This is a genomic window from Streptomyces sp. ALB3, assembly GCF_044385685.1.
GTDB lineage: Bacteria > Actinomycetota > Actinomycetes > Streptomycetales > Streptomycetaceae > Streptomyces.
The window spans coordinates 252526-274066 of record NZ_JBISCE010000003.1 but is presented as its reverse complement, the minus strand read 5'-3'; the positions used below and the strand labels follow the sequence as shown (position 1 = coordinate 274066).

Sequence of the window (21541 nt, the reverse complement as noted above, 5' to 3'; positions counted from 1 at the left end):
CCATGGGGTCATGTTTCCGCACGGGTGAGGTCATCGTCCGAAGAGAGGTCCTGGACGGCCGTGAATGGATGGTCTATCCGGTCACGGTGGCGGGTGACGACGGGCGCACGCTGGCCGTGTACCTGGCGCAGGGCACTCCGCTCACGTTCGGCCGGGGCGACTTCCGCTGGGGGCTGCACCCCTGGACCGAGTTCGCCCACGCGTGGCAGTCCTCGGGCGTGCTGCAGCTGCAGCGGGACGGCGAGGCCTACTCCGTGTGGGGCCGTTGGGACGGCGGGGTACTGGTCGAGTGGTACGTCAACTTCCAGGCGCCGCTGGTGCGCACGGAGCGGGGCTTCGACACCCTCGACCACGAACTGGACCTGATCATCCCCGGTGACGGCTCGCCGCACCGCTGGAAGGACGTCGAGCACTTCGAGGAGCGTGTCAGGACGGGCGGCTTCACGCCCGGTGAGGAGGCCACGGTGCGGGCCGCGGCCCGCGAGGTCGAGGCTCTCGTCGTCAAGGGCGAGTGCTGGTGGGAGGAGTGGCGCGACTGGCGCGCTCCCGCCGGCTGGACCGTGCCGGGCCCCGTCGCGATCGGGGACGGCCCGGCGGCGGCCGTGTCCGCCGGGCCGCCGCACGTCCTTCAGTAGGACTCGGCGTAGAGGGTGCGCAGGTACTCCTGGTCGGCCTGCCCCGCCGGGTCGTTGTCCAGGTTTCCCGTCACCGAGGCCACGAACCGGTCCAGGTCGCCCCGGGTCACCCCGTGGTCGCGCAGCCTGCCGTTCAGGCCCGCCGAGGTGAGGAGGCGGCCCACCGCGTCGTGGACGGTGGGGCCGCCGAGCAGTTCGGCGACCGCGGCGAACGCGTCGGGTACCAGCGGTTCGGTGTGCCGCAGCCAGCTCGGATACAGGAGCGCGAGGCCTCGGCCGTGCGAGATGTCCAGCCCCGGGACCGCGCCCATGGCCTGCTGGAGCCGGTGGGGCAGGCAGGTGCTGACGTGGGCGACGTTCGATCCGCCCAGCAGGGCCGCCTTGCACAGGGCTTCGCGTGCCTCCGGGGACACGTCGCCGTCGAGCGCGCCGGGCAGGTGGGCGGCGATCAGCTCGATGGCCAGGTGCGCCCGTCCCCGGCTCGCCCCGTCCGCACGGGCGGCCACGCAGCCCTCGACGGCGTGGGCGAACGAGTCGAAGACCGTGTCGGCCATGACACCGCGCGGTACCGAGGCGATCAGGTCCGGGTCGACGACCGCGACGCGCGGGGTGACGGCGGCGCCTCGGACACCGGCGCGGAACATCCGCACCGTGTCCGTGATGATCGCTCCCCTGGTGACCTCCGAACCGCTGCCGGCGGTGGTGGGGACGGCCACCAGGGGGAGGGCGGGCGCGTCCGGGGCCAGCGTCCCTCCGATGAGGTCCCGGATCGTGCTCCCGTACGGCACGGCGACCGCGACGCCCTTGGCCGCGTCCAGGGCGCTGCCGCCGCCGAGGCCCACGACGAGGTCGCAGCCCCGGGACCGCGCCAGGGTGGCGGCCTCGTCCACCTCGTGCGACGCCGGGTTCGCCGAGACGCCGTCGAAGACCGTGACGCGCAGGCCCGCCTCGCCGAGCGAGGTGACGACCCGGTCGAGATAGCCGTTCGCCCTGGCCGCCGTCCGTCCGGTGACGACCAGCGCGTGCTCCCCGGAACCGGCGGCGTGGACGCCGGTGCGGTCCAGTTCACCGCGGCCGAACTCGACGCGGGTGGAGACGTCCAGGCCCATGTCCAGCTTCATCTGATCACTCCATCGGTAGCGGCGTGGCGGGTCACGTGTGCGAGGCGTCCCGGCCGGGCCGGGCGGCGTTGTCCCTGAGCGCGTCCAGGACCGCGCAGGTGCCGGTGGACAGCAGGTGGAGAGCCGATCCCCCGCCCGTCGACACCGGTCCGTCCCAGGGGAGTTCGGCCACGGTGTCCCCGCCGAGCAGGAGCGTCCTGCCGGGGGCGGCGGCCAGGGCCGAGAGGATCGCGTCGCAGGATCCGCGGTGGCCGTCGAGGTAGCGGGACGGTGTTCCGGCGACCACCGTCCTGGACATGCCCGCGAGCATGCGGGCGGCCCAGGGTTCCAGTACGAAGTCCACGATCGCGTGGCCCGGCGGTACCCCGTCGGCGACGGCGACCGGGAAGGCGGCGCCCGTGATCCTCCTGCCGTCCACGGGCGCGGCCCGGACGGTCGTCGGAACGTGCAGCCGTGCCCGGCCCCCGGTCCGCAGCGCGGTGCGCGCCGCGTCGAGGCACTCCTCGGGGTGGCTGCCGGTGTCGGACGCCCCGATCTCGTGGCCGAGGGCGCGCAGCACGGTGTTGAGCACCACTCCGCCCGGGACCACGAGTCGGCAGGTGCGCAGGGCGTGCACCAGCCCCACGCACGTCTTCTCCTTCTTCCGGCCGCCCAGCACGGCGGCTGACGGGCCCGGGGAGCCGGTTCCGCACCAGGGGGCCATGAAGCGCACGTCCGTCACGAGACTCCGGGCCGCGTAGCCCGGCAGCCGGCGCAGCAGACCGGTGTTCGAGGCGTGCGCCCGGTGCGCCTTGGAGAAGCCGCCGACCGCGACCCGGTCGCCGAGCAGCGCGAACCGGCGCGCGAGGTCGTCGTCCCCGCGTTCCTCGCCCGCGTGGTGCCTGGTGTTGCCGAAGAGGGCGATCTCACCGGGGCGCAGACGGCGGGCCTCCTCCACGGCGGCGTCGGATGCGTTCTCGGGTACGTACCGCACCGGCCGGTCCAGTCGCCGGGACAGGTACGCGGCGATGTGGTCCAGCGCGGTCGCGCTGCCGTCCCGGTGGCTGCCCTGGTGGGAGAGGACCGCCACCCGGGCGCCCGCGTCGGACAGCAGCCGCAGGTCGTCGAGTTCGCTGTCGACGCGGCCGGTGCTGGCGAGGTCCGGCCCCACGTTGAAGCCGGCGGAGTGGATCCACCGTTCACCCGGGACCACGGTCCGCTCCGTGAGCAGGGGGACGCCGGCGAGCGGGTCCCCCCGGGGGCCGTCAGAGGCCATAGCCGCGGAGTCCGGCCGTCTCGTCGAGGCCGAACATCACGTTCATGTTCTGCACGGCCGAGCCGGCCGCCCCCTTGACGAGGTTGTCCGTGACGGCGACCACCTTGGCGATACCGCGGCGGACGTCGTAGTCCAGCCCGATGTGGCAGAAGTTGGAGCCGGTGACTCCGGCCAGGCCGGGATACCTGCGGTAGTCCTTGTCCGTGAGGCCGCCGGTGCCGGTCTCCGTGTTGACCCGGACGAAGAACTCGCCCTCGGAGCCCGCGCCGTAGCGCTCGGTGTAGAGGTCCAGGAGCATGCTCCGCGAGACCTCCTCGCGCATCTCCTCGCGGACCCGGACGCTCGCCTGGATGTAGATCCCCCGGGCGAAGGGGCCGTGCGCGGTGCTGAGGTCGACCGTGACCGGGCCGTCCGGCCCGCCGGGGAGGCGGTCCTCGAGCTCCGGTGCGTGCCGGTGCCCCTGGAGGCTGTAGGGCAGCATCGAACCGTGGACCTCCGCGTGCAGGGTCTCGGTCCGGGGCTTGATCCCCGCGCCCGTGGTCCCGTTGACCGCGGCGATGTGCAGCGGTGCCCCCGGTTCGGCGAGCCGCGCGGACAACAGGGGTTCGAGTCCCAGCAGGGCGGTGATGACGTAGCACCCCGGGTTGGCGACGAGGCGCGCCCCCGCCAGGAGGTCGCGGTGCCACTCGGTGACCCCGTACACGGCCTCCGCGAGCAGCTGGGGGGCGGTGTGCTCCCGTCCGTGGGCGGCGCGGTACGCCAGGGGGTCGGAGAACCTGAAGTCGGCGCTGAGGTCGATCACCCGCGCCCCGGCCCCGAGCAGCGCGGGCGCCCGCCGCATGGCCTCGCCCGACGGGGTGCACAGGAACACGACGTCCAGGTCACGGGCCTGGGCCTCGATCTCCTCGGCGTCGTGGAAGCGCAGTCCGGATCCGAGGAGGTTCGGATGGACGCGTTCGAAGGACTCGGTTCCACGGGAGGTGGGCAGGATCTCGGACACCTGCGGATGCCCGAGGAGCAGGCGGCACGTCTCGCCGCCCGTGTAGCCGGTGCCCCCGATGACCGCCGCCCGTATGCCGTCGTCGCTCATGCGTTCCATCCGTTCGTGAACTCGTCCGGGTCGGTGCTCACATGGATCATGATCTTGCCCGTGGGTACGTCGGCCCGGTCCATCAGACGAAGCGCCGACGCGGCGTCGTCGAGTCCGAAGTGGTGCGTGATCATCGGGAGCACGTCGACGGAGCCGGTCGCGAGGTGTTCGATCACCTCGTCGAAGTCCCGGGGGGTGGACAGGGCGGAGCCGCGCACGGTCACCTCACGGCCGACGAGGGAGTTCAGGTCGACCGGGTGGGGGCCGTCGAAGTAGCTGACGATCACGACGACGCCTCCGGGCCGGACCGTCCTGAGCGCCTGGTCGGTGACCCCGGGATAGCCCGAGGCGATCACGACCACGTCCGCCGGTCCTCCCAGGGCGTCGCGGACGCCCGCGACCGGATCACCCTCCCGTGCGTCGACGTAGGCGTCGGCGCCGAGTCCCCGTGCCGTCACGCCCTTCGCCGCGCCGATGTCCACGCAGGCCACCGTGGCACGGCCGAGCGCGCGGGTGGCGACGAGGCAGCTGAGCCCGATGGTGCCGGACCCGAGGACGGCGACGCGGCGGTCCGCCCCGGCCACGTCGGCGAGCCGCATCGCGTGCCGGCCGATGGACAGCGGTTCGACCAGCGCCCCCGCCAGCGGGTGCATGCCGGGCGGCAGCCGGTGGGCCATGTTGGGGTGCAGGACGACCAGGTCCGCGAACGACCCCGTCCAGTCGAGGTGGCTGAGGTTGCGCTTGCGGGTGCACAGGTGCGGGGCGTCGCCCTCGCACTCCGCGCAGGAGCCGCAGTGCGAGAACGCTGCCGAACAGACCCGGTCGCCGGGGGCGAACCCGGTCACCTCCCCGCCCACGCGCACCACCGTCCCGGAGAACTCGTGGCCCAGGACCGCGGGCGCCTTCTTGTACGGGTGCGTCCCCCGGTAGGCCGCGAGGTCGGAGCCGCAGATCCCGGTGGCCGACACCCGGACGAGCAGTTCGCCCGGGCCGGGTTCGGGCGCGGGGGTCTCCCGGTACTCCAGGATCCGTCGCCCGGTCAGGACGGCGGCGCGCATGGTGGCGGTTCCTTCCGGTGCGGTCGTCATGGTCAGCACACCCTGTTCGTCGCGTCCGCGCCCGCCAGGACGGACCGGAGGTCATCGACCAGCAGGCGGCCGACCCTCTCCTGGGCGTCGGTGCTGGTGGCTCCGATGTGGGGGGTGAGCACCACGTTGTCCAGGGCGCCGAGGGCCGGGGTGCCGGACTCCCGGCCGTGCACGTCGAGCCCCGCACCGGCCAGTGCTCCCGAGGTCAGGGCGGCCAGCAGTGCCTCCTCGTCCACCACGCCGCCCCGGGACACGTTGATGAGGTAGGACCGGGGGTGCATCCGCGCCAGTTCCGCCGCGCCGACGAGGTTCTTCGTGCCCGCGGTGAGCGGTACGGCGAGGCACACGATGTCGGAGCGGCTCAGCAGGTCGTCCAGGGGCACCCGCTCGATGTGCCGGAGCCGCAGCTCCTCGTCGCGTTCGGGAGTGGGCCGCTCGACCGCGGCCAGGACCCGCATCCCGAGGGCGAGGCCGAGGCCCGCGATGTGGGAGCCGATCGGTCCCAGGCCCACCACGCCGAGGACCCGTCCGTGGAGGACCGGGCCGGCGAGCTGGGGCTTGTTCCACGCGCCCCCGCGTACCTGCCGGTCGGCGAGGGCGATGTTGCGGGTGACCGCGAGCATCAGACCGAGAGCCAGCTCGGCCACCGCGGGCGCGGAGACGCCCGGCAGGTTGAACACCTGGACCCCGGCCTCGCGGCAGGCCGCGAGGTCGATGTTGTCGGTGCCGGAACCCGCCCGCGCCACCACCTTCAGCCGGCTGCCGCGCCGGATCACGTCCCCGGTGATCCGCACGCCGCTGCGTACGACCAGGGCGTCGGCATCGGCGGCCAGTTCGAGGAGTTCCTCGTGGGCGGGCTGGATCCGCACCGTGATGTCGTGGTCGCGCCCCAGGTCCGCAAGGGCGTCCGCGGACACGGGGTCCAGGACGACGACGCGTGCTCGATAGGTCATGTCGGCGATCCAACCGCAGACCGCAGACCTTGGCAAGTAATTGACAACTCCATTGACATAGGCACCGGTGCGCCTCTAGCTTCAACGAGCTGCCGGACGTGGACACTCGCGATGAACGCCAGCACAGCACGTTGGAAATAAATTGCCCAGGTTGGTGAACGACGGGCTCAGAACCGTCTCGTGACGTCCCAAGAAAGGCCGTAGATGCTCAAGCGCAGCTCCGCCTCGTTCCGTTCCGTACTCGCGTCCCACGACGTGGTCAGGGTCGCGGGCGCCCATCACGCGCTCAGCGGGGTCCTGGCCCAGGAGGCCGGCTTCCAGGCCGTGTGGTCGTCGAGTTTCGAGGTGTCCGCCTCCCGGTGCCTGCCCGACGCGAGCATCCTGAGCATGACGGAGTACCTGGAGGCGGCGGCCAACATCCAGAAGGCCCTCGACATCCCGGTCGTGGCGGACTGCGACACCGGGTACGGCGGGAACTACAACGTGGCGCACATGGTCCACGAGTTCGAAGGGGCCGGCATCACGGCGGTCTGCATGGAGGACAAGCTCTTCCCGAAGATGAACAGCTTCGCCGACGGCGACCAGACGCTGCTCTCCACCAAGGCCTTCGCGAGCAAGATCGAGACCGCCAAGGCGGTGCAGTCCTCCGAGGAGTTCTTCGTCATCGCCCGCACCGAGGCGCTCATCTCCGGGGCGGGACTCGATCAGGCCGTGGAGCGCTGCCTCGCCTACGCCGACTCCGGCGCCGACGCGGTGCTGATCCACTCCAAGGCGCCGACCAAGGACGAGGTGCTCTCCTTCCTGGACCGCTGGGACCAGCGCGTCCCGGTGGTGATCGTGCCCACGACCTACCCCGACTGGCACATCGACGACGTCCGCGACGCCGGCGTCTCGGTCGTCATCTACGCGAACCAGGGCATGCGCGCCACGCTGTCCACCCTCCGCGCCACCTACCGCGCCATCTACGAGGCCGGGGACACCACCGCTCTCGAACCGAAGATCGCCGCCGTGCGGGACATCTTCGACCTGCAGCGGATGGGCGACTGGCAAAAGCTCGGCGCGTGAGCCGTCCCGGCGGCACCCGGCGGACGGACGGAGGTGGACGGAGCGCATGACCATCATCACCGGAGCGGACGAGCTCTTGGACAACGAGGTCTACCTGGACCTCAGGCGGCAGCTGAACTGCCGCCTCTACCTCAAGTGCGAGGGCTTCAACTTCGCCGGTTCGGTCAAGGTCCGGCCCGCCGCGTGGATGGTGGCCACGGCGCAGCGCGACGGGCTCATAGGCCCCGGCTCGGTCCTCGTCGAGTCGTCGTCCGGCAACCTGGGGGTCGCCCTGGCCGTGATCGCCGCCGCCAAGGGGCTCCGCTTCGTCTGCGTGACCGACCCGAAGTGCAATCCGGCGGCGGCCGACCTCATGCGGGCCCTGGGGGCCGAGGTCGTCGTGGTCGACGAACCCGACGCGGCGGGCGGCTACCTGGCCGCGCGCAAGGCACGGGTCCGCTCCCTCTGCGCCGAGGACCCGTCGTACGTCTGGCTCAACCAGTACGAGAACCCCGCCAACTGGGTCGCGCACTACGAGAACACGGCCGCCCTGATCGCCAAACAGTTCCCCCGTCTGGACACGCTGTTCATCGGCACGGGCACCGGCGGCACCCTCATGGGGTGCGCCCGCTACTTCAGGGAGCACCGTCCGAGTGTCCACATCGTCGCCGTGGACAGCGTCGGATCGGTGAACTTCTCCGGTGCCCCCGGGCCACGGCACATCCCCGGGCTCGGGGCGAGCACCCCCATGCCGCTGATCGACGCGTCCCTCGTGGACGAGGTCGTGCGGGTGCGGGAAGCCGACGCGGTACGCATGTGCCGCCGCCTGGCGAGCCACGGCGTACTGCTCGGCGGCTCCTCGGGAACGGTGGTCGGCGGGGCCACCGAGTGGCTGAAGCAGCACGACAGCGACCGGCTGACCTCCGTGGCCATCGCCCCCGACCTCGGCGAGCGCTACATGGACACGGTCTACGACGACGCGTGGGTGGACCGCCACTACGGCCCCGGCACGCAGGACCTCCTGGAGAACACGTGAACAACCCAGCTGCGGTACCGGACTTCGCGGTGGTACCCGGCACCACCGTGCACGAGATGCTCGACGGCCGGCAGGAGGAGGTGACCGGGCTCGTCGAGAGGACCTACCTGCTGCACGGTGAGGCCAGGACCGTCAACCCGCCCTCCTACTTCCTGCGCTTCCCCGACCGGCCCTCGTCCCGCATCATCGCGCTGCCCGCCTCCGTCGGCGGCGACCGCGCGGTGGACGGCATCAAGTGGATCGCCAGTTTCCCCTCCAACCTGGAGCGCGGCATCCCCCGCGCGTCCGCCGTGCTGGTGCTCAACACCCCCGGGACCGGCTACCCGTACGCCTGCCTGGAGAGCTCGATCATCAGCGCCGTGCGCACCGCCGCGTCCGCGGCCGTGGCCGCCCGCGCCCTGACCCGGGACAGGCCCGCACCGCGCCGCGTCGGCTACATCGGCACCGGCCTCATCGCGCGCTACCTGCACACCTATCTCTCCTCCCTGGGCTGGGAGCCGGAGGAGACCGGAGTGCACGACCTGTCGCGGGAGTACGCCGAGGCCTTCGCCGGCCATCTGAGGAGCACCGGCGACGCGGGCACCGTCCGCGTCCACGACAGCGCGGAGGAGCTGATCCGGTCCTGCGACGTCGTCGTCCTCGCCACGACGGCCGCGGCCCCCCACCTCACCGACCCGTCGTGGTTCGCCCACCACCCGCTGGTCCTGCACGTGTCGCTGCGCGACCTCGGCACCGACGTCGTGCTGGACAGCGTCAACGTGGTGGACGACGTCGAACACGTACTCAAGGCCGACACGTCGGTCCACCTGGCGGAACAGCTCACCGGCGGACGCGAGTTCATCGGCGGGACCCTGTACGACGTCCTGACGGGCCGGTTCACCCCGCCCGCGGACCGTACCGTCGTCTTCTCCCCCTTCGGACTGGGCGTGCTCGACCTCGCCGTGGGGGACCACGTGTACACCCGCGCCCGGGAGACCGGGAAACTCGCCGTCGTCGACGGCTTCTTCCACGACCTGGAGCGCCACCGCGCGCCCGCCGCCCGGGGCGGGGAGCGATGACCGCCCCGGCCGAGGGCCGCGTGTGGGCGGAGCTCCCCCTCGCGGACGGCGCCCGCGACCGGGCCAGGGCGACGGCGCCTGCCGCCACCGGGGACGTGGACACGGCGACCGGTGTCCTGGAACACGTGCTGGAGCACGCCGTGAAGGACCCGGGCCGCCCCGCCGTCACCGAGGGCGCGCGCACGGTGGGATACGGCGAGCTCGCCGAACGCGTCGCCGCCGTCCGCTCCCTGCTGCTGGACCGGGGCGTCGGCGCGGGAGACGTCGTCGCCTGCGTGGGTCCGCGCGGCATCGGCACCCCCGTCGTGTTCCTCGCCCTGGAGAGCCTCGGCGCCTCCTACCTGCCGGCCGATCTCGACTGGCCGCGCGAGCGGGTCCGTGACGTGCTCGGACGCAGCGGCGCCGCCCTCCTCCTCGACTACACCGGCGGCCCCGCCTCGGGGCCCGCACTGGAGGCGGCCCGTGAGGCAGGGGTGGCCACGGCGTCCGTACCCGCCGTCACCGCGCCGGGCGGCCCACCGCCCCGCGACGCGTCCGACCGCTCCCACGAGGCCCGCTACACCATCTTCACCTCGGGCACGACCGGACGTCCCAAGGGCGCCACCGTCGAGCACCAGGGCATGCTCAACCACCTGTGGGCCAAGGTCGTCGACCTGTCGCTGACCGAGGACGACGTGGTGGCGTTCACCGCCCCGCTCGTCTTCGACATCTCGATCTGGCAGATGCTCTGCCCGCTGATGGTCGGCGGCCACCTCGTGATCGTGGACGACACCGTCATGCGCTTCCCCCGTCGCCTGGTGAAGACGCTCGACGCCCACGGGGTCACCGTCGTGGAGCTCGTCCCCACCGTCCTCGGCTGGCTCGTCGACGAGACCGTCCGACGCGACCTCGCGCCCCTGCGGTCGCTGCGCAGCCTGCTCTCCACGGGCGAGGAACTGCACCCGGCGGTGGCCGGGCGCGCCATGGCCGCGTTGCCGAACGCCTCGCTGGTCAACGCCTACGGCCCCACCGAGTGCTCCGACGACGTCACCCACCACGTGGTGACCCCGGCCGATCTGCGGCGCACCCGGCTGCCGATCGGTGCTCCCGTCCTCAACACCGCGCTCTACCTGCTGGTGGAGGACGAGGACGGCCGCTGGCGTGCCGCCGGCCCGGACGAGCCGGGCGAGCTGTTCGTCGGGGGCAAGGGGGTGGGCCTGGGCTACCTCAACGACCCGGCGACCACCGACCGCGCATTCTTCCGCGACCCGTTCGACCCCGCCTCCCCCACCGGCCGGCTGTACCGCACCGGCGACCTCGCCCGGATCGAGGACGGCCTCGTGCACTACCTCGGCCGGGGGGACCGCCAGGTGAAGGTCGCCGGCGTACGCATGGAGCTCGACGAGATCGAGGCCGTCCTGGGCCGCCAGCCGGCCGTGGAGCGCTGCGCCGTGGTCGTCTCCGGTGACGGGGCGCGTTCGGAGCTGGTCGCCCACTACACCCTCCGCGAACCCGTGACGTCCGACGATCTCTACCTGGCCGTGCGTTCCGCGCTCCCGCCGGCCATGGTGCCCCGCCGCTGGCGGGAGTGGGAGGCACTGCCCCTCACGCGCAACGGCAAGGTCGACCACCGGTCCCTCGCGGCCGCCCACCAGGAAGAGGCACGATGACCACTGCACCGGAGAAGAACCCGGCGCCCCGCGAACGGCCGCAGGCCGGGCCGGACACCTCGGGGCTCCCCCCGCACGCGCGGCTGCTGCTGGCCCTGGCGCGGGTGCGCCTCGACGCCGCGCAGGTGGCCGCGATCCGCGCCCTGGCCGGGCGCGACGACCTCGACTGGGGCGCCTTCTGCGACGCGGCCGCACGCCACAAGCTGCTCCCGCTGGTCGGCCGCCACGTGTTCACCCACCGCCTGGGCCGTTCCGACGGCGACACCAAGGGCTTCCCGTACAGCTGGGTGTTCACCACCGCCTACACCGGGAACCGCGCGCGGAACCTCGCCCTGTCCGACGAGTTCGGCCAGGTCTTCCGCGAGCTCGCCGAGGCGGGCGTGCGCCACGCGGTGCGCAAGGGGTTCTCGCTGGCCGAGGGCGAGTACGCCGACGTCGGTGTGCGCCGGATCAACGACGTGGACCTGCTGGTGGACCGGGAGGACGCCTCACGGGCCCACGAGGTCCTGGAGCGCCTCGGGTACGTCCAGGGGCAGCTCGCGGACGACGGTGAGGTCGTCCGCCCCTTCAGCCGCAAGACGCAGATCTTCTGGCGCGTGAACCTGAGTAACCAGCTGCCGTACGTGAAGGCGGGGAACCGGCCGGACGTCCCCGAGTTCAACGTGGACCTGTGCCACGACATCTTCCAGAAGAAGTCCGGGGTCACGGCCCCGGCGGCGCAGCTGCTGGAGCGCAGCCTGCCCACCGTCCTGTGCGGCGCGGCGACCTGGGTCCCCGGCCCGGCCGACCGGCTCCTCGACCTCTGCTCCCACCTGCACAAGGAGGCGACCAGCCTCCGCTTCATCGAGGACAGCGTCGACCTGCAGATCAGCAAGTTCCTCGACCTCGCGCTCGTCGCCGCCGGCTACGACGACGCGCTGTGGAAGGACTTCCTGGCCCGGGTGGAGGAGTACGGAGCCGGCCCCATCGCCTACTACGCCCTCCACTTCACCGCCGAGCTCTACCCGGAGAGCGTGCCCGCCCACGTACTCGCTTCCGTGCGGCCGGACGACACCGACTACCTGGAGCAGTACGGCACCCTCGACGGCACGACGGCCCGCTGGTCCCTCGGCTTCCTGGAGCGCCTCTTCGAGACCGGCCGCAAGAAGGGCAGCGCCCAGTCCAATGTCCCGCACGACTGATCCACGGGCCCGTGGCGCCGGCGCGGCCGGCCGCCCCCTTCCCACCGACCTCTCACCGACACCGGGAACCCTCATGAACGCACCCTGGGACAGCCGCTTCGAGGAGCTGTTGCTGCGGATCGTCGACCTGCGCCGGGACGGCGGACTGCGGGCGGACGACGACCTGCTGCGCCTCGGACTCGACTCCATCGCCATCGTCGAACTCGTCGTCACGCTGGAGGAGACGTACGACATCGAGATTCCCGACGAGCACCTGACCCAGCAGTCCTTCGCGACGCCCGGCGTCCTCTGGTCGGTCGTCTCCGGCCTGCTGGAGCGGGAACCCAGCCAGGAGGCCGGCGCGTGATCGTCTCGCTCGTGGGCTCGGACGGGGCCGGCAAGTCGACCGTCTCCAAACTCGCCACCGCACGACTGGCCGGTCTCGGCACGGCGGTCGAGAGGGTGGACCGCTGGGACATCGTCGACAACCCGGCGTACCCGGCCGCCCGTTTCATGCGCCCCGACGTCCCCGACACCCGGCTGTGCGTCGCGGAGATGCCGAACGCGACCCGTTTCCTGTTCCTGATGTGGTCGATATCCCACGCCCTGCTGGGCCGCACACCCGCCGCCGTCCGGCCGGGCGCGGTCACCCTGCTCGACGGGTACTGGATGAAGCACGCCGCCAGTGAGGTCGTCTACGGGCTCGACCGCGCCTGGGCGGAGAGCGTCGTCGCGGGTCTCCCCGGCTCCGACCGGGTCCTCTACCTGCGCATCGATCCCGAGCAGGCCTGGGAGCGCAAGGCCGACGGCGACGTCGTCCCGTACGAGTGCGGGATGGACGACGAGTGCTCGCAGAAGAGCTTCCTGACCCACCAGGGACGCATCCTCGACGTGCTCGACGGCTGGGCCGAGCGCTTCGGATGGACGGTGCTGGACGCCGGGGCCCCCCTCGACACGGTGGTGGACCAGGTCGTCGCAGCCGTGCGCGGGGACACCGAGGAGGGCGCGTGAACACCCGGGCGGCCGTCCTGCCGCGCGCCGGCACGACCGCCCCGCGCACCCTGGTGGTCAAGGTCGGGGGCAGTCTCGTCTCCGACAAGCGCACCGACGACCACATCGACGCCGGGGCGCTGCGCGACTACGCCGCGCAGATCGCCGACCTGGTACGGACGTTCCCCGGCCGGACGGTATTCGTCGCGGGCGGTGGCGCGCTGGGCCACGGCGCGGTCCGGGACCTCGACGATGCGGACGACTTCGCGGTACTCGGCCTCACCCACGCCACGTTCGCCGTCAAGTGGGCCTGGGTGACGGCGTTCCGGGAGGCCGGCATCCGGGCCCTGCCGCTCCAGGTGGCCGCCATGTGCTCGGACCGGCCGGAAGGGACGTCCGCGGACCTGACGCTCGTCCGGGAGCTGCTCGACAAGGGCGTGCTGCCCGTGCTGTCCGGCGACTGCATCCTGACGCGCGACGGCGGCCTGCGGATCCTGGGCAGCGACCACGTCCCCGGCGTGCTCGTCGACGACGCCCTGGCTCCGGTCCGGATCGTCACGCTCACCGACGTCCCGGGCATCCTCACGGGGACCGGGCCCCGCAGCGCCGTACTGGCCCGGGTCAGCGCCGACGACCCCGCACCCGCCCACGACCTCGTCTGGGAGACCGCCGCCTGGGACACCAGCGGAGCCATGCACGGCAAGGTCGACGCCCTGGTCGCGCACGCGCGGCGCGGCGCGGAGTGCGTGATCACGCGCGGTGACCGGTCAGCGGGCTCACTGCGGCATCTGCTCGCACCGATGGACCGGTGGCCCGAGGACCTGCCGCACACCCTGATCACCAGAACCTCTCCGCTCCCCTGAGTGCGGCGGGCCGCCGGCTCCCCGAGCCGTCCCGGACCGCGCCCCTCCCCACCTTCGACCGTCCTACCCGAGGAGATCCCGGCATGCCCGAGAACACCGTCACGCCCCCCGCCGGCCGTCTGGTCCTGCTCAACCCCGGCCCGGTCAACGTCCACGACGACGTACGCGCGGCAATGACCTCACCCGACCAGTGCCACCGCGAGCCGGAGGCCGCCGCGCTGATGGCCCGCGTCCGCGAGAAGGCGACCCGGCTGAGCGGCGGCGACGACAGCTGCACCTCCGTGCTGCTGGCCGGTTCGGGCACGGCGGCGCTCGAGGCGGCGTTCTCCTCCATCGTCCCGGACGACGGCCGCATCCTCATCCTGGACAACGGCAACTACGGCGAGCGGCTCTGGCGCATCGTCGACGTCCACGGCATCCCCCACCGCCGCATGGAGTTCGGGTGGTGCAATCCGATCGACGTCGACGCGGTGGACCGCGCGCTCGCCGACGACCCGGGCATCACCCACGTGGGACTCGTCCACCACGAGACGAGCACCGGCATGCTCAATCCGCTGCGCGAGATCGGCGCCGTGGTCGCCAGGCACGGCCGCCAGCTGGCCGTCGACGCCATCAGCAGCCTCGGGTCCGAGCGCCTCGACCTGCGCGACGACAACATCGACTGGTGCGTCGGCACGGCCAACAAGTGCGTGGAGGGCCTGCCCGGCGTCAGCTTCGTCACCGCTCCCCGTGAGCGGCTGGAGCAGCTGGAGGGCGTACGGGCCCACACCTTCTACCTCGACCTGTACGGCCACTACATCTCGCAGGACCGGCTCGGGGCCCCGCTCTTCACGCCGGCGCTCCAGGTCATGACCGCTCTGGAGGCAGCCCTCGACCGGTCGCTCGACGAGGGCGTCCAGGGGCGCGGTGCCCGCTACAACGCCCTGGCCGAGCAGGTGCGCGAAGGCCTGGCCGCGCGGGGGGCCCGCTTCCTGCTGCCGCCGGCCGAACGCGCCAACTCGGTCACCAACGTCTACGTGCCCGAGGGCATGACCTACGACGAACTCCACGACGGACTCAAGGCCGAGGGCTACGTCGTCTACTCGGTCCAGGCGCAACTGGGCGGTGTCTTCCGGGTCGCCAACATGGGCCAGCTCGACGCCGCCGACATCGAGGGGTTCCTCGCCGCCTACGACCGGGTCGTCGGCAAGTACGCCGGCCGCGGAATCTGACCGGCCCAGGCAGCGGACCGTCCGCACCGTAACGATCAAGGAGAGCGACCCTATGCGTTCCAACCGACTGGCCATCGTCGGCGCGGGCCCGAGCTGCACCTACGTGCTGGACCGGCTCGCCGCGACGGCGCGGGCGGCGGCGGGACCCCTGTCCCTCGACGTCCACATCTTCGACCGCGGCGGGCAGTTCGGAGCCGGGCAGGTCCACAGCCCCGACCAGCCGGTCACCAGCTTCCTGAACCGGATCGTCGGGCAGGTCGCGTTCGCCGCCGACGAGAGCGTCGAGGGCGCCGGGCCCCTGCTGCCGAAGGAGGACCGCCCGACCCTGCTCGAATGGTGCCGCCTGCGGTACGAGGAGACGGGGGACCCCGTCTTCGACGTGGCGGCCGAGCACTGGCCGAAGCGGTACGTCCACGGCCTGGCGCTCCGGGACCAGTTCCAGCGGTATGTCAGGATGCTGCGGGAGGTCCCCGGGGTGAACGTCCATCTGCACCAGGCCGAGGTCACCGACCTCGAGGACCTCGAGGACGGCCGTCTCGCCGTCCTCACGGGCGACGGTGAGCGCGTGGTGGACGCCGATCACGTCCTGATGCTGACCGGGCACTCCTCCAACGACCCCGCGCGCTACCCGAGCCAGGCGGAGTGGCGCCGGTTCGCCGACGAGCACCGCGCGGTGTTCGTGCCGTCGGCCTATCCGCTGGAGGCGGCCTTCGGCCCCGGGGAGGCCGGGCCGGGCACGAAGGTCGGCTGCGTGGGGATGGGGCTCACCGGCATCGACGTGATCCTGCACCTGAGCGAGGGCAGGGGCGGCACCTTCGACGAACAGCCCGACGGCAGCCTGGTCTACCGCCCCTCCGGCCTGGAGCCGGATTCCGTCGTGATGTTCAGCCGGGCCGGACTGTTCACCTTCGCGCGCCCCTACAACGCCAAGGAACGCGATCCCCGGCGGCTGGAGCACCGGGGCGTGTTCCTGACCGAGGAGGCCGTCCGCAGCCTGCGCCTCTCCGCGGGCACCCCGGCGACCGTGGGGCGCAGGAGCCAGCGGCAGCTGGACTTCCGGGCCCACGTGTTCCCGGTGATCGTGCTCGAGATGGCCTACCTCTACTACAGGACGCTGCTCGGTGAGGACTTCGGCGCGCGTCTCGTCCGGGCGGTGCTCCCCGAGTACGAGGCGTTCCTCGCCGACGGCGGCCGGGGCCAGGCGTCGGACGTCTCCGTGCGGCGGCTGCTCGCCCCGGTGGAGGCACTCGTCGACGAGGCGGCTGAGGTCGTCGACGGTGTGCTGGCCGGCGGGCGGCCCCTCGCCGGGACCGGTGGCCTCGGCTGGGACGCCGAGGCGGCGGTGCTGCGGTTCCTGGACGTGGTCTTCGGCCCCGAGCAGGCCTCGGCGCTGACCGGTCTCCTGGACGACCCCGAGGCGTTCGCCGCGGCCGTCCGCGCGGCGCGGTCGCCCTGGCGGCACGCCAAGGACGTCGCCGGCCAGCGCTTCTCGTGGGAGCGCTCGATCCGTCCGGTCGACCGTCACTCGTTCACCACGCCCGAGGAGTACCGTGACGCGCTTCTCGACTTCCTCGACGTGGACCACCGCTGGGCCGCCCAGGACAACCTGACGAACCCCGCCAAGACGGCGGCCGACGGCGTCTGGCGGGATTTGAGGGACGTACTGGCGACGGCCGTGGACTTCGGCGGTCTGCACGCGGCCTCGCACCGTGACTTCCTCGACGTCTTCATGCGCCATCACAACCGTCTCTGCAACGGGGCGGCGCTCGAGGTGATGGAGAAGATCCGTGCCCTGATCCGGCACGGCCTGGTCGACGTGTCGGCGGGTCCCGGGGCCGACGTCGTCACCGACGCGGCCACCGGCCGCTTCGTGGTGCGCGGCACCGCCACCGGTGCCGTGCTGCCGGTCGACCTCCTGGTGGACTCGCGGGTCCACCCCTTCGACGCCGAGAACGACGTCCTGCCGGTCTACCCGAACCTGCTGCGCCGCGGAATCGTCCGCAAGTGGAGCAACCCCGGTGCGGGTGTCCCGGACTTCGCGCCGGGCGGACTGGACCTCACGGAGGACTTCCACCCGGTGCGCGCGGACGGTGAAGTGGACCGGCGCATAACCTTGTTGGGGCCCCCGAGCGAGGGCGTGATGTTCTTCCAGCTGGGTGCCCTGCGCCCGAACCAGAACCATCACGTCATGCAGGACATCCTCTGCTGGATGCGGGGGTTCTGGAAGCAGGACGCCGCCGCAGCCGACCCGGGCGGCTCCCTCATCACGACAGGAGTGTGACCGATGGCCACCACACACGGAACCTCAGTGGGACGGCTGGACGAGATCGCGTCCACGCACACGCGTCTGCGCGCCGACGCCGCAGCGCTGGACGAGGCGGCCGCCCGCGCGGCGACGGTGCTGCCCGGATGGACCCGGGGGCACGTCCTGACCCATCTCGGCGACCTCGCCCGGGCCTTCGCGCGCCAGGCGGAGGCAGCGCTCGAAGGCCGCACCGTCGAGGTGTACGACGGCGGCCGGCCCGGCCGGGACGCCTCCATCGAGCGCGGGGCGGGGCGGCCCGTGGCCGAACTGCTGGTCTCGCTGGAGGACGGGCTCGGCCGGCTGGAGCAGGCCTGGGGCAAGCTCGGGCCGGACGACTGGGCCCTGCCGTGCGCCTACCGCGACTCCGACCTGCTGGCCACCCAGATGTGCTGGTGGCGCGAAGTCCACATCCACTACGCGGACCTGGGCGTCGGCTACCGGGTGGAGGACTGGGGCGACGCCCTGGAGGAGCACCTCGTCGACTACCTCCTGCCCCGGCTCCCCGCCACCCGGACCACGGTCCTCCTGCCGGGCGACACCGACCGCCGCTGGGAGTACGGGACGGGGGCACCGACCACGGTCCACGGCTCCCGGAACACCCTGGCGGCCTGGCTCGCCGGACGGCCCTGCGAGCGGCTCCCGAAGGCGTACGGAGCGGCCGACACCCTTCCGGAGCTGGGCGACTGGCCCTGACGGGGCCGGGTTCGGCGGCGGTGTCCATCCCACCTGAGTACGACGAAGGAGCACGACCGACATGGCAGCACAGGGACAGACCCTCAGTGGCGACACCACTCTCGTCCTGCCCGAGTTCGACACGCCGCCCGAGGATCCGCTGGCGCTGATGCGCTCCTGGCTGGACTCCGCGGTGACCCGTCAGATCCGCGAGCCGCTCGCGGCGGTGCTGGCGACCGCCGACACGTCGGGCAGGGTGTCGAGCCGGGTCCTGCTGGTGAAGGAGGCCGACGAGCGCGGGCTCCTGTTCACCAGCTTCCAGGGAAGCCGCAAGGGCCAGGACCTGGCCGCGTCGCCCACGGCCTCGCTGACGTTCTACTGGCGCGAGACGCTCCAGCAGCTCACCGTGCAGGGCCCGGTGGAGGTCCTGGACGCCGGGGCGTCCGACGACCTGTTCGCCCGGCGGCCCCTCGAGGCGCAGGCCACGACGGCGGTCTCGCGGCAGAGCCGCACCCTCGACGACGAGGCGGAGCTCAAGGCGCGGGCCAGGGCCCTGGTGGCGGCCGGCGGACCGGTGCCCCGGCCGGCGGAGTGGACGGGCTACCGGCTCGTGCCGGACGCCGTCGAGTTCTGGTACGGCAGTCCCGACCGGCTGCACCGCCGGCTGCGCTACGACCGTCCGGCGGAGACCGGCTCCTGGTCCCACCGCAGGCTCCAGCCGTGACGGGCCCGGCCGTGCTCGGTCCGAAGCCCCCGCGCAGGGATCGCACGGACGTGGAGCGGCCTCTGCGCGCGGTGGCCGGCGACCTGGCCGGTGAGATGCGCCGCCGCCGTCCGGCGGGATGTCTGGCCACGTCGGGCGCGGTGCAGACCTGGCACCGCACCAGCGGACGGTTCGCCGAGGGGCGCGTCAGCGACATCAGCGTGCAGCAGGGCCAGGGAACGTCGGCCCGGTACGTCCTGCGCGACGGCTACCGCCACCGCTCCGTGGCGGGGCTCGACCCCTACGCCGCCGCCCTGGACGGCCGCGACCGCCCCGGGCGGGCCGGCGCGGAAACCGGGACGGCTGCCCCCGCCTGGATGGAGATCTCCTCCGTCCTGGCGGTCCTCGGTGAGCTGGAGGCCGCCGCACGCGGCTTCGATCCGTCCGTGGCCCAGGTCGTCATCGACTTCGAGCTCAGCGACCAGACCACGGTCCTGGCCAGGGACGGCCGGCTGCACGAGGACCGCCGTCTGCTCAGCTACCTGACCGTGCGCGTCATCGCCCGCGGCGGCGGCCGGGTGGCCACCGGGTTCTACACACCCGGGGTGAGCGGCCCGCTGAGCGGAATCGACGCGCGGAGCGCCGGCGTGGAGGTCGCCAGGCGCGCGGTGACGGGCCTGGCCGCACGCCCGGCTCCCGTCGGACGCCTTCCGGTCGTCGTCGCCGGCGGCCGGGGCATGGTCCTGCTCCACGAGGCGTGCTGCCACCCGCTCGAGGGCGACGAGGTGCTGCGCGGTTCGGTCTACGCCGGGATGCTGGGCAAGGACGTCGCCTCCCCGCTCGTCACCATCACCGACGACCCGACGGTCGCGGGCGCGGTCGGTTCCTTCGGCTACGACGACGAGGGGACACCGGGGACCCCCACCACGCTCATCGAGGACGGCGTCCTGCGGGGGTTCCTGACCGACCAGGAGTCCGCCGCCCGGCTGGGCGGGGGCTCCAGCGGCAACGGCCGGTGCACGACCGTGCTGCAGCCGCCGCAGCCGAGGATGACCAACACCTGCCTGCGTGCGGGGACCTCGTCGGTGGACGACCTCGTCGCCGGTACGGAGTCCGGCATCTTCGCCCAGCACGTGGGCGGCGGCGAGGTCATCGAGTCCACGGGCGAGTTCACGTTCAGGGTCACCAACGGCTTCCTGATCGAGAACGGCAGGATCACCGATCCGATCGAGGAGACGACCATTTCGGGAACGGGGACCCAGGTGCTCAGGGACATCAACGGCATAGCCGACGACACGGTCGTCGGAGCGGCCAAGTGCGGCAAGTTCGGTCAGTGGGTCCCGGTCGGCGTCGTCGGCCCCACGCTCCGGGTCGGCTCGCTGCTGGTGGGAGGCACCGGGCGATGAGCGACGTCAGCGTGTTCCTGACCGAGGAGGCGGCCCGCCGCGGGGCCGACGCCGAGGTCTGGGAGAGCACCCAGGAGATCCACGAACTCGTGTGCCGTGAGGGGGCGGTCGAGCGGCAGAGCGAGGTGACCGCCGCGGCGACCGCGCTCACCGTCTGGAAGGACGGCACGGAGGGGTACGCGGTGCGAATGCCCGGCCGCGCGGACCCCGCGCTCGTCGACACCGCGCTCGCCGTCGGCAGGGCGCTGCCGGGCGGGCAGTCCCCGCCCGCCGCGGCGCCTGCGGGCCCCGCCCCGGAGGAGCCGCCCGCGCCGTCCGGCTTCAGCACGTCGGCGGCCGGGCGGCTCTCCACGCTGTCCGCCGGAGCACCCGGCGTCGACGTCGAGCTGCGGGCGCGGGCCGACCGGACGCACGTGCTGCTGCACCGGGCGGGCAGCACGCCTCGCGCCCGCACCACGGGGACGGTGCAGCTCCAGACCCGGGTGACCGCGAAGGGCGAGCGCGTCGGATTCATGGCGCACCAGGTCTTCGGCCGGACCGTGGAGTCCGTCGTGGAGGCGGCGGACCGCGAGGTCGCGTCGCTGACGGGTCTCGCGCGGATCCTGGCCTCCGAACCGGTGGCGGACTGCTCCTACGCCGACGTCCTCGTCGACGGCCGGGTGATGGTCAAGCTGTTCGCCCTCGTCGCTCCGGCGTTCCAGTGGGACTCCGTCCTGGAGGGCCGCTCCCCGCTCGCGGACCGCGTCGGCGAGCGGGTGGCCGTCGCCGGACTGGAGCTGGTCGACGATCCGTCGTCGCCGGACTGCCCCGGCCCGGCCGCCTGGGACGACGAGGGCACACCGTGCCGGCGCACGGTGCTCGTGGAGGACGGCGTGCTGCGCGGCTTCCTCGGCTCGCGGCGCACGGCCGCCGCCTCGGGGGTCCCTTCCACCGGGTCGGGCCGCCGGGGCCCCTCCGGGGAGATGGCGACGGTGCAGCCCGGCTTCCTGGCGCTGCGCCCCGGGCCCCTGCTGGGTGACGGCCCCCGGGAGGGCCGGCCGCTGCTGAAGGTCGTCCAGGCGAACGGCGCCCACACGTCGAACGGCATCACCGGCGACTTCTCCATCGGCGCCAACGCGGTACTGGTGGGGGGTGACGGAACCGGGCGCAACGCCGGCAACATCACGCTCGCCGGCAACGTCTTCGAGCTGCTGCACCGGATCGACGGCCACGACGGCCACACGAGGGTCAACCGCGGCCACCACTCCTTCGTCGCCTCCCCCGGTGTGTGGACGTCCGGCCTCACCGTGGGGCGGTAGCCAC

20 protein-coding genes are annotated in these 21541 nt (G+C 72.9%); 15 read left to right on the top strand and 5 right to left on the bottom strand.

Features of this window, described 5'->3' with window-relative positions; genetic code table 11:
* Nucleotides 1–2 precede the first annotated feature (2 nt).
* Entirely contained in the window at nt 3–635 is a 633-nt protein-coding gene (locus tag ACHFIV_RS03140; protein ID WP_398963096.1) for a DUF402 domain-containing protein, read from the top strand.
* Here the strand turns inward: ACHFIV_RS03140 and ACHFIV_RS03135 are convergent.
* From ACHFIV_RS03135 to ACHFIV_RS03115, 5 genes are read right to left on the bottom strand one after another with little or no spacing between them, the layout of a single operon-like run.
* The gene (locus tag ACHFIV_RS03135; protein ID WP_398963093.1) at nt 629–1756 is read right to left on the bottom strand and encodes an iron-containing alcohol dehydrogenase; all 1128 of its coding nucleotides are present in this window, start codon (nt 1754–1756) and stop codon (nt 629–631) included. The genes ACHFIV_RS03140 and ACHFIV_RS03135 overlap by 7 nt on opposite strands.
* Nucleotides 1757–1787: 31 nt before the next feature.
* Nucleotides 1788–3011, bottom strand: a complete 1224-nt coding sequence (pgk, locus tag ACHFIV_RS03130; protein WP_398963091.1) for a phosphoglycerate kinase — start codon at nt 3009–3011, stop codon at nt 1788–1790.
* Nucleotides 3001–4101, bottom strand: a complete 1101-nt coding sequence (gene argC, locus ACHFIV_RS03125) for an N-acetyl-gamma-glutamyl-phosphate reductase (RefSeq protein WP_398963088.1) — start codon at nt 4099–4101, stop codon at nt 3001–3003. Before argC ends, pgk begins: the two co-directional genes overlap by 11 nt.
* A complete protein-coding gene (locus ACHFIV_RS03120; protein WP_398963086.1) occupies nt 4098–5189 on the bottom strand; it encodes a zinc-binding dehydrogenase in 1092 nt (363 codons plus the stop codon). The genes argC and ACHFIV_RS03120 overlap by 4 nt, the downstream gene beginning before the upstream one ends.
* A 2-nt stretch (nt 5190–5191) precedes the next feature.
* Nucleotides 5192–6142: a hydroxyacid dehydrogenase gene (locus ACHFIV_RS03115; RefSeq protein WP_398963083.1), complete on the bottom strand. Its 951-nt coding sequence runs from the start codon at nt 6140–6142 to the stop codon at nt 5192–5194.
* 204 nt (nt 6143–6346) lie between these two features.
* Between ACHFIV_RS03115 and ACHFIV_RS03110 the strand changes: the two genes are divergently transcribed.
* From ACHFIV_RS03110 to ACHFIV_RS03045, 14 genes are all read left to right on the top strand, one after another.
* Nucleotides 6347–7207, top strand: a complete 861-nt coding sequence (locus ACHFIV_RS03110) for an isocitrate lyase/phosphoenolpyruvate mutase family protein (protein WP_398963080.1) — start codon at nt 6347–6349, stop codon at nt 7205–7207.
* Between the two features lie 46 nt (nt 7208–7253).
* The gene (gene sbnA, locus ACHFIV_RS03105; RefSeq protein ID WP_398963077.1) at nt 7254–8222 is read left to right on the top strand and encodes a 2,3-diaminopropionate biosynthesis protein SbnA; all 969 of its coding nucleotides are present in this window, start codon (nt 7254–7256) and stop codon (nt 8220–8222) included.
* Nucleotides 8219–9280, top strand: coding sequence for a 2,3-diaminopropionate biosynthesis protein SbnB (sbnB, locus tag ACHFIV_RS03100; protein ID WP_398963074.1), 1062 nt, complete (start codon nt 8219–8221; stop codon nt 9278–9280). The genes sbnA and sbnB overlap by 4 nt, the downstream gene beginning before the upstream one ends.
* Nucleotides 9277–10929, top strand: coding sequence for an amino acid adenylation domain-containing protein (locus ACHFIV_RS03095; RefSeq protein WP_398963070.1), 1653 nt, complete (start codon nt 9277–9279; stop codon nt 10927–10929). Before sbnB ends, ACHFIV_RS03095 begins: the two co-directional genes overlap by 4 nt.
* Nucleotides 10926–12110 (top strand): nucleotidyltransferase family protein, encoded by a 1185-nt coding sequence (locus ACHFIV_RS03090; protein ID WP_398963068.1) that lies wholly within the window; start codon nt 10926–10928, stop codon nt 12108–12110. Before ACHFIV_RS03095 ends, ACHFIV_RS03090 begins: the two co-directional genes overlap by 4 nt.
* A gap of 73 nt (nt 12111–12183) precedes the next feature.
* The gene (locus tag ACHFIV_RS03085; protein WP_398963065.1) at nt 12184–12456 is read left to right on the top strand and encodes a phosphopantetheine-binding protein; all 273 of its coding nucleotides are present in this window, start codon (nt 12184–12186) and stop codon (nt 12454–12456) included.
* Nucleotides 12453–13100, top strand: coding sequence for a thymidylate kinase (locus ACHFIV_RS03080; protein WP_398963063.1), 648 nt, complete (start codon nt 12453–12455; stop codon nt 13098–13100). Before ACHFIV_RS03085 ends, ACHFIV_RS03080 begins: the two co-directional genes overlap by 4 nt.
* The gene (locus ACHFIV_RS03075) at nt 13097–13942 is read left to right on the top strand and encodes an amino acid kinase family protein (RefSeq protein ID WP_398963060.1); all 846 of its coding nucleotides are present in this window, start codon (nt 13097–13099) and stop codon (nt 13940–13942) included. Before ACHFIV_RS03080 ends, ACHFIV_RS03075 begins: the two co-directional genes overlap by 4 nt.
* A gap of 83 nt (nt 13943–14025) precedes the next feature.
* On the top strand, nt 14026–15153 hold the full coding sequence (locus ACHFIV_RS03070) for a pyridoxal-phosphate-dependent aminotransferase family protein (protein WP_398963057.1): 1128 nt from the start codon (nt 14026–14028) through the stop codon (nt 15151–15153).
* A gap of 52 nt (nt 15154–15205) precedes the next feature.
* Nucleotides 15206–17434 carry an FAD/NAD(P)-binding protein gene (locus tag ACHFIV_RS03065; protein WP_398963054.1) on the top strand — a complete coding sequence of 743 codons (2229 nt, stop codon included), beginning with the start codon at nt 15206–15208 and terminating at the stop codon, nt 17432–17434.
* Nucleotides 17435–17437: 3 nt separating this feature from the next.
* Nucleotides 17438–18151 (top strand): maleylpyruvate isomerase family mycothiol-dependent enzyme, encoded by a 714-nt coding sequence (locus tag ACHFIV_RS03060; RefSeq protein ID WP_398963051.1) that lies wholly within the window; start codon nt 17438–17440, stop codon nt 18149–18151.
* A gap of 61 nt (nt 18152–18212) precedes the next feature.
* Nucleotides 18213–18854, top strand: coding sequence for a phenazine biosynthesis FMN-dependent oxidase PhzG (phzG, locus tag ACHFIV_RS03055; RefSeq protein ID WP_398963047.1), 642 nt, complete (start codon nt 18213–18215; stop codon nt 18852–18854).
* Nucleotides 18851–20239, top strand: coding sequence for a TldD/PmbA family protein (locus tag ACHFIV_RS03050; protein WP_398963044.1), 1389 nt, complete (start codon nt 18851–18853; stop codon nt 20237–20239). Before phzG ends, ACHFIV_RS03050 begins: the two co-directional genes overlap by 4 nt.
* On the top strand, nt 20236–21537 hold the full coding sequence (locus ACHFIV_RS03045) for a metallopeptidase TldD-related protein (RefSeq protein WP_398963042.1): 1302 nt from the start codon (nt 20236–20238) through the stop codon (nt 21535–21537). The genes ACHFIV_RS03050 and ACHFIV_RS03045 overlap by 4 nt, the downstream gene beginning before the upstream one ends.
* The last annotated feature ends 4 nt before the right edge of the window (nt 21538–21541 follow it).

Bases quoted from the DNA above. Each gene is read 5' to 3' on its own strand.
- phzG (WP_398963047.1), top strand. From the start codon at position 18,213: ATGGCAGCACAGGGACAGACCCTCAGTGGCGACACCACTCTCGTCCTG.
- ACHFIV_RS03115 (WP_398963083.1), bottom strand. From the start codon at position 6,142: ATGACCTATCGAGCACGCGTCGTCGTCCTGGACCCCGTGTCCGCGGAC.
- ACHFIV_RS03090 (WP_398963068.1), top strand. From the start codon at position 10,926: ATGACCACTGCACCGGAGAAGAACCCGGCGCCCCGCGAACGGCCGCAG.
- ACHFIV_RS03060 (WP_398963051.1), top strand. From the start codon at position 17,438: ATGGCCACCACACACGGAACCTCAGTGGGACGGCTGGACGAGATCGCG.
- argC (WP_398963088.1), bottom strand. From the start codon at position 4,101: ATGAGCGACGACGGCATACGGGCGGCGGTCATCGGGGGCACCGGCTAC.
- ACHFIV_RS03140 (WP_398963096.1), top strand. From the start codon at position 3: ATGGGGTCATGTTTCCGCACGGGTGAGGTCATCGTCCGAAGAGAGGTC.
- ACHFIV_RS03045 (WP_398963042.1), top strand. From the start codon at position 20,236: ATGAGCGACGTCAGCGTGTTCCTGACCGAGGAGGCGGCCCGCCGCGGG.
- ACHFIV_RS03085 (WP_398963065.1), top strand. From the start codon at position 12,184: ATGAACGCACCCTGGGACAGCCGCTTCGAGGAGCTGTTGCTGCGGATC.
- ACHFIV_RS03070 (WP_398963057.1), top strand. From the start codon at position 14,026: ATGCCCGAGAACACCGTCACGCCCCCCGCCGGCCGTCTGGTCCTGCTC.
- pgk (WP_398963091.1), bottom strand. From the start codon at position 3,011: ATGGCCTCTGACGGCCCCCGGGGGGACCCGCTCGCCGGCGTCCCCCTG.
- ACHFIV_RS03065 (WP_398963054.1), top strand. From the start codon at position 15,206: ATGCGTTCCAACCGACTGGCCATCGTCGGCGCGGGCCCGAGCTGCACC.
- ACHFIV_RS03110 (WP_398963080.1), top strand. From the start codon at position 6,347: ATGCTCAAGCGCAGCTCCGCCTCGTTCCGTTCCGTACTCGCGTCCCAC.
- sbnA (WP_398963077.1), top strand. From the start codon at position 7,254: ATGACCATCATCACCGGAGCGGACGAGCTCTTGGACAACGAGGTCTAC.
- ACHFIV_RS03120 (WP_398963086.1), bottom strand. From the start codon at position 5,189: ATGACGACCGCACCGGAAGGAACCGCCACCATGCGCGCCGCCGTCCTG.
- ACHFIV_RS03135 (WP_398963093.1), bottom strand. From the start codon at position 1,756: ATGAAGCTGGACATGGGCCTGGACGTCTCCACCCGCGTCGAGTTCGGC.
- ACHFIV_RS03095 (WP_398963070.1), top strand. From the start codon at position 9,277: ATGACCGCCCCGGCCGAGGGCCGCGTGTGGGCGGAGCTCCCCCTCGCG.